Annotated in this window: 5 protein-coding genes; all 5 read right to left on the reverse strand. The window is 44.0% G+C overall.

Annotation, left to right across the window (positions count from 1 at the left end; all coding sequences use genetic code 11):
* Positions 1-312, reverse strand: a 312-nt coding sequence (locus B7Y67_RS10715) for a hypothetical protein (protein WP_293598634.1), incomplete at its 3' end; no start/stop codon positions are given.
* Positions 309-1,685, reverse strand: coding sequence for an AAA family ATPase (locus B7Y67_RS10720; RefSeq protein WP_293598635.1), 1,377 nt, complete (start codon positions 1,683-1,685; stop codon positions 309-311). The genes B7Y67_RS10715 and B7Y67_RS10720, both read right to left, overlap by 4 nt.
* Positions 1,682-2,146 (reverse strand): hypothetical protein, encoded by a 465-nt coding sequence (locus B7Y67_RS10725; RefSeq protein WP_293598636.1) that lies wholly within the window; start codon positions 2,144-2,146, stop codon positions 1,682-1,684. The genes B7Y67_RS10720 and B7Y67_RS10725 overlap by 4 nt, the downstream gene beginning before the upstream one ends.
* A gap of 367 nt (positions 2,147-2,513) precedes the next feature.
* Positions 2,514-3,278 carry a hypothetical protein gene (locus B7Y67_RS10730; protein ID WP_293598637.1) on the reverse strand — a complete coding sequence of 255 codons (765 nt, stop codon included), beginning with the start codon at positions 3,276-3,278 and terminating at the stop codon, positions 2,514-2,516.
* Between the two features lie 46 nt (positions 3,279-3,324).
* The gene (locus tag B7Y67_RS10735; RefSeq protein ID WP_293598638.1) at positions 3,325-4,683 is read right to left on the reverse strand and encodes an integrase family protein; all 1,359 of its coding nucleotides are present in this window, start codon (positions 4,681-4,683) and stop codon (positions 3,325-3,327) included.
* Between the last annotated feature and the right edge of the window lie 253 nt (positions 4,684-4,936).

Below are 4,936 nucleotides of genomic sequence, written 5' to 3' on the forward strand. Positions count from 1 at the left end.
TTTGAGTTTCCTGATTTTATTTACCTGATCAATAATTTCTACCCGACGCTGTAACTCACAAGTCTCATGGGCTTTGCGCACCATGTCTAAGACATAGGCCAAACGCGTGCCATCTTGCGTATCGATGCGCCCTAGCCTCATGTCCTTGTAAAGTCTTGCCATCTCCATCCGGATCGTTTCGGCATCATTGAGCCTGATTTTGCTCATGCTATTGACGGGGGTAGGGGTCGAGGCTTCGCCATGTCCCAATTGGCTCTGAGGGCGATCTTCAGGCCTGTTTTGATCATCCAAACCGGCATTAAAGGAATTCATAAAACAATACCCCAATCAAAATGATCTGCATCAGCCTTGCAAGTTAAATTCCCACCTGTCTGGCCATAATTCCCAGAATCCCAGTGGTTCAAAGCACGGGAATTATGAGAATTATTGGGAATATTGGAGTTTTTACTATTGATCGATAACATCCAAATACTGCGCCTTGAGCTGGCAAAGCCCTCTACTTTTGCTACTAATTTCAGCGCATCTTTTGCCCTATAAAGAGATGAGTTTCCATATCCGTTCGCCCTAGCAAGATCAGCGATAACCTTTTTCTCTTGGCTACCACCCACATCCTCTAAATATGATTTGAGCCACTGAGCACAATCCCCCAACTCAGAACCATTTTCTCCATCAAAATCAACTGCCTCGGCATTACTAATAATTTGATGGGAACTTCCTTCAATTGGTCCTTTCCAGGTCACAATTGAAGTGTCGATTCCGTTGTACTGAGTCTGCTCAACCGAATATAAAAAGCCTCCATCCCTTGCGCTTAAGTTTGTTTTAAGCCTTACTAACACTCGATCTCCAGTATCTTTATCGATGATGGTGCCCCATACCATCCTAGGCAATGCAGTAAATGCTTGGGAACCTAACACTCGCTCAGCAGGATCCTTTCCTTGTCCACCTTTACTGAAATGGGAGATGCCAATAATGGCGCATCGCTGGTTTTGTGAAAACTCCACCAATGGGTCAAGCCCCTCTCTCACATCATTAGCTTTATCTGAGTTTCCCTTTACCAATCCGATAATCGGGTCAAGCAAGATTAAGACGACACCGCCAATAGAATCAACCACAGTCTTGAGACTATCTAAATCTGTTGCTGCATTAAAAGTGCGATCATCACCATCTTCTCGTACGGATTTGAGAATGTATATTCTCTCTAAATCCGCACCCATAGCCGCCAATCTTGGCATCAAAATATCTTCAGGATCATCTTCACTTGACCAGATCAATACGTTGGATCTACCCAAATATTTTTGGCCACTAGGGAAGGTTCCACCGCTCGTAATAGCAGCTGCAATACCAAGTGCTAACGTGGTCTTCCCAGTACCCCCAGCCCCAGCCAAAAGTGTTAACTTTCCCATTGGTAGCCACTGGTCTATCAACCAAGTGATGGGTCGCATTTCGACATTTGAGCCCTTCATGAGTTGTACCTCTATTTTTGACTTAGCTTTCTGAGTAGGTGCAGTGCCCGTCTTTTTACCATTCACTTGACCCTTTCCATACTCAGCAGGATCTCGAGGGTTATACAAGCCATCAGTCATAGAAGGTGGATCAATTAAATCAGGTAATGATTGATCGGAAACAAATTCATCCACTTTTGCCTGCAGTCGCTGAATATTTTTCATGCTTTCGAGGTTATTCATAAATAGAACCCCTCAATCATCTGAATACGGCCACAAGCCTCAAGCAAACGCTTTTGATCACTTTGAGTCAGCCGATAATTGTGCCCCATACTAGAGGCAAAACCAGCCACCAGAAGGGATTCATACCCAATTAAAGTCAGCGCATCTCTTGGTGATAATGGGGTCGGTCTAGGAGGCTTAGATGATACTTTCCCATCTTCAATCCAACACCCTAAATCCTTACAAGCGGTTACAAAATCCCAAGCATTTATTGCACGGTGGTAACTCATTACATCACCCCCTTTTGCGCCACAACCCGCCATGCAAGAGAAGGCGCCACTAATTAAATTAATCCGCATCGAATCGCTTCCACCATGAAATGCACAGGATGTGGTAGCCCATTTCTTACCTTTTGAAAGCTTTAGACCCTGATTTTCGTAATAGCTCTGAGGGTCAGGCAAACGAGATCTATCAAAGCTCATGAGACCCCCCGGCCATAGGGCTAGCTTGGTCATATGACACCCCCAACTCACCACTCAGAAGCCTGGCAATGTCAGAGACCGGCCACAATAGTCGGCCGCCGACTTTTACAGGGCGTATGCCGTAGCAATGACCTGTTAGGCAGTAATTCTTTCGGATGGTTTTTGTTGAACATTTGGCTGATTGCGCAAATGCTTCTGTTGTTGCTAGCTCTGGTATTTGCATAACTTTTGACCCTTTTATATCCCGATAGATTTCGGTACATAGTCAATTTATGCATCAAGGCCACTCTTGGATAGATGCTCTCTATTGAGAGCATGAGTGCCTCTATAGAGACACTGTATGTTTTTCGCAACCTCTTTAAAAAATTTATTTAGCTACTTTTTTCCGGGCTGGCTTTCCCTCTGGGTATATCAGCCACTCATAAATAGTGTCTTCTATGTTGTTGCCTTTAAACACAAACCCAACATCATCCCTGCTTGCAAAATCTAATAGCGGCCCCTTTAACGCGTACTTTGCTTGGTTTTTACTCTTGAAATTGCCGGATTCAAACAATCTATTCGCCTCATTGCGCATTTTATTTCCTGGCTCATGACGCGCTTTTCTTGCTTTTTTTAAATTCTCCCCTCCTACCTCTGCAAAATCCTTTTGAAGATGCTCATCAAGGATGCAATAACTGGCTACACCAAGCAATCGAAATGAGTCCAGCAAATGCAATATATCAACCTGAGTCATACTTCCACCTAGAGTTTTAGCCTTCTCGACCCTATTGCTGAGATCATGTAACGCCTCACGTGCAGATACATAAGCTCCAATTAATTGACGATTTTTAGGCTTGTCATAGGCTTTTTTCAAAATCGCCCAATTATTCAAATCGCTGCGGCTTGACTTACATTTATCTACATCAACCTCTATCTCCAGCCTATTGGCTGAGTTTGTATATAGCTCGACTGCTTCCTCTAAAGCGCTGTCTAACTTATCCCGAATGATTGATACATTCAACACAACATCATTTTTATTGACAGCTTTGGGCACCTTTGCGCCCTCATTGGCGACGCCTTCATTTATTGCTTTACTGTGGCGAGCAATTGCCAGTTTTGATTTAGATTTTTTATGTTTTAACTTCTCGACCACATCCCACCCCTAATGCAGTTATGCAATTAATTAAGTTGTTTACAGCTTATATTACAGAACCACCAACCAGCCTAAGAGCTTGTACATCCTCTTGGGGCCTGAATTCAACCCCTGCCTGCTCCAATATCCAAGCCTCGTACTTTGTGTGCCAAATTGCCAATAATTCAATTGGGCGAGAAATATAGTGCTTCTCAGCCGTTGCGCTTGGCTTATGACCTTTTATTTCAGCAACAACGCCCACCGGCATTTCTACCCACTCCGCCAATGAGGCGAAAGTTCTGCGTAAGCCATGTATGGTGACCGGAGGGAGCTCAGCAAGCTCTAGCGCCCTGTGGTGAGACACGCTAGGGTCAGCATACCTTCCATCTCTGGACAATGGACTGCTAAATACCCACTCATTACGCCTTGGCAAACCCTCAATTAGACTCTTAAGGTATGGAGTAAGTGGAATTTTTCTACCCTGCTCCTCCACCTTGTCTTTGAGCCATAAAACATTCCATTGAAAATCAACATCAACCCATTTTAGATTCGCCATTTCCTCGCGCCTCGCGCCCGTTAAGATTACCGACTGAAGATAGGCCTTTGCGACTAAGCTCCTTAGGGAATTAACAGCCTTAAACCATGGCTTTAGCTGTGCACGCTGGAGCACATCAAAGCGCTTGCTTTTGCGGCTGGGCACCTCATCTCGCAACTCTTTACCCTCAACCGCATTTACATCAATGATTTTTGAATATTCTGGCCGAATCGCGCACCAACGCCAAAATGCCCTAAACATTTCAAATCCCTGCCGAGCATTATTCGCTCTCGTAGCAGCCTCTATCTTTTGCCAATTTCTCAAAACATCAGCACTAATATTGGCCATACGCATAGACATCAGCGGGTACAAAACACCGGGCTTAGTTTTTTCTTTGCTACGCATTCTTTGTTCGCCGCCTGCTTGAGATAAATTTTCATGGTCTTTTAGATGCCTCGCACCCCACTTCTTGCCGCGCTCTATATGAGGGCGCGTCATCTTGTCCTTTTGATACTTAAGATACTCATTCCAAGCTTCACCAACCAAAAGTTCTTTACTCTTTGCTTCAGACCTCTTTGCCTGCGCTTGCTCTTCCTTGGCTTTAGCAAGTTCTCTAGGATCTATACCTTGATCAGTTAATGCTTTGAGGCGGTTAGCTTCTTTTTGTGCAGCGCCAATTGTGTAAGTGCGCGTATCCCCTATTTTCAAGCGTATAGGGGATGAGGATCCCCCAACCCGTGATTCAAAGATATAGGTCTTTTTGCCCGTTGCGGTGACCCTAATCCCCAACGAGGGAGTTTTCGCATCCCAATAAAAGCTTTGCTGCTTGCCTTTTTCGCATTCAAAGCTATCTACCCGCCCAGCCGTGAAATTCACTTTATTAGTTATCATATAAAATCCGTAGACATATAGTAGACAAATAATAGCAAAATAAGGAAACATAAATCAACACAGATAATTTACAAAAATCGTTAACTTATTGTTTTATATGATTTTTATTTCTCACATGGGAACATAGAGTAATACAGGTAAACCCTAATATATACGGGCTCATAACCCGAAGGTCGTAGGTTCAAATCCTGCCCCCGCAACCAAACAAGTAGAAGGCTTCTAAGGCGATTATGTCTTTGAAGCCTTTTTGCTT

The sequence above is a fragment of the Polynucleobacter sp. 35-46-11 genome, from assembly GCF_002281105.1.

What these genes read in the sequence shown, in the direction of transcription:
- B7Y67_RS10720 (WP_293598635.1), bottom strand. Translation starts at nt 1,685, where the DNA reads ATGAATAACCTCGAAAGCATGAAAAATATTCAGCGACTGCAGGCAAAA.
- B7Y67_RS10725 (WP_293598636.1), bottom strand. Translation starts at nt 2,146, where the DNA reads ATGAGCTTTGATAGATCTCGTTTGCCTGACCCTCAGAGCTATTACGAA.
- B7Y67_RS10735 (WP_293598638.1), bottom strand. Translation starts at nt 4,683, where the DNA reads ATGATAACTAATAAAGTGAATTTCACGGCTGGGCGGGTAGATAGCTTT.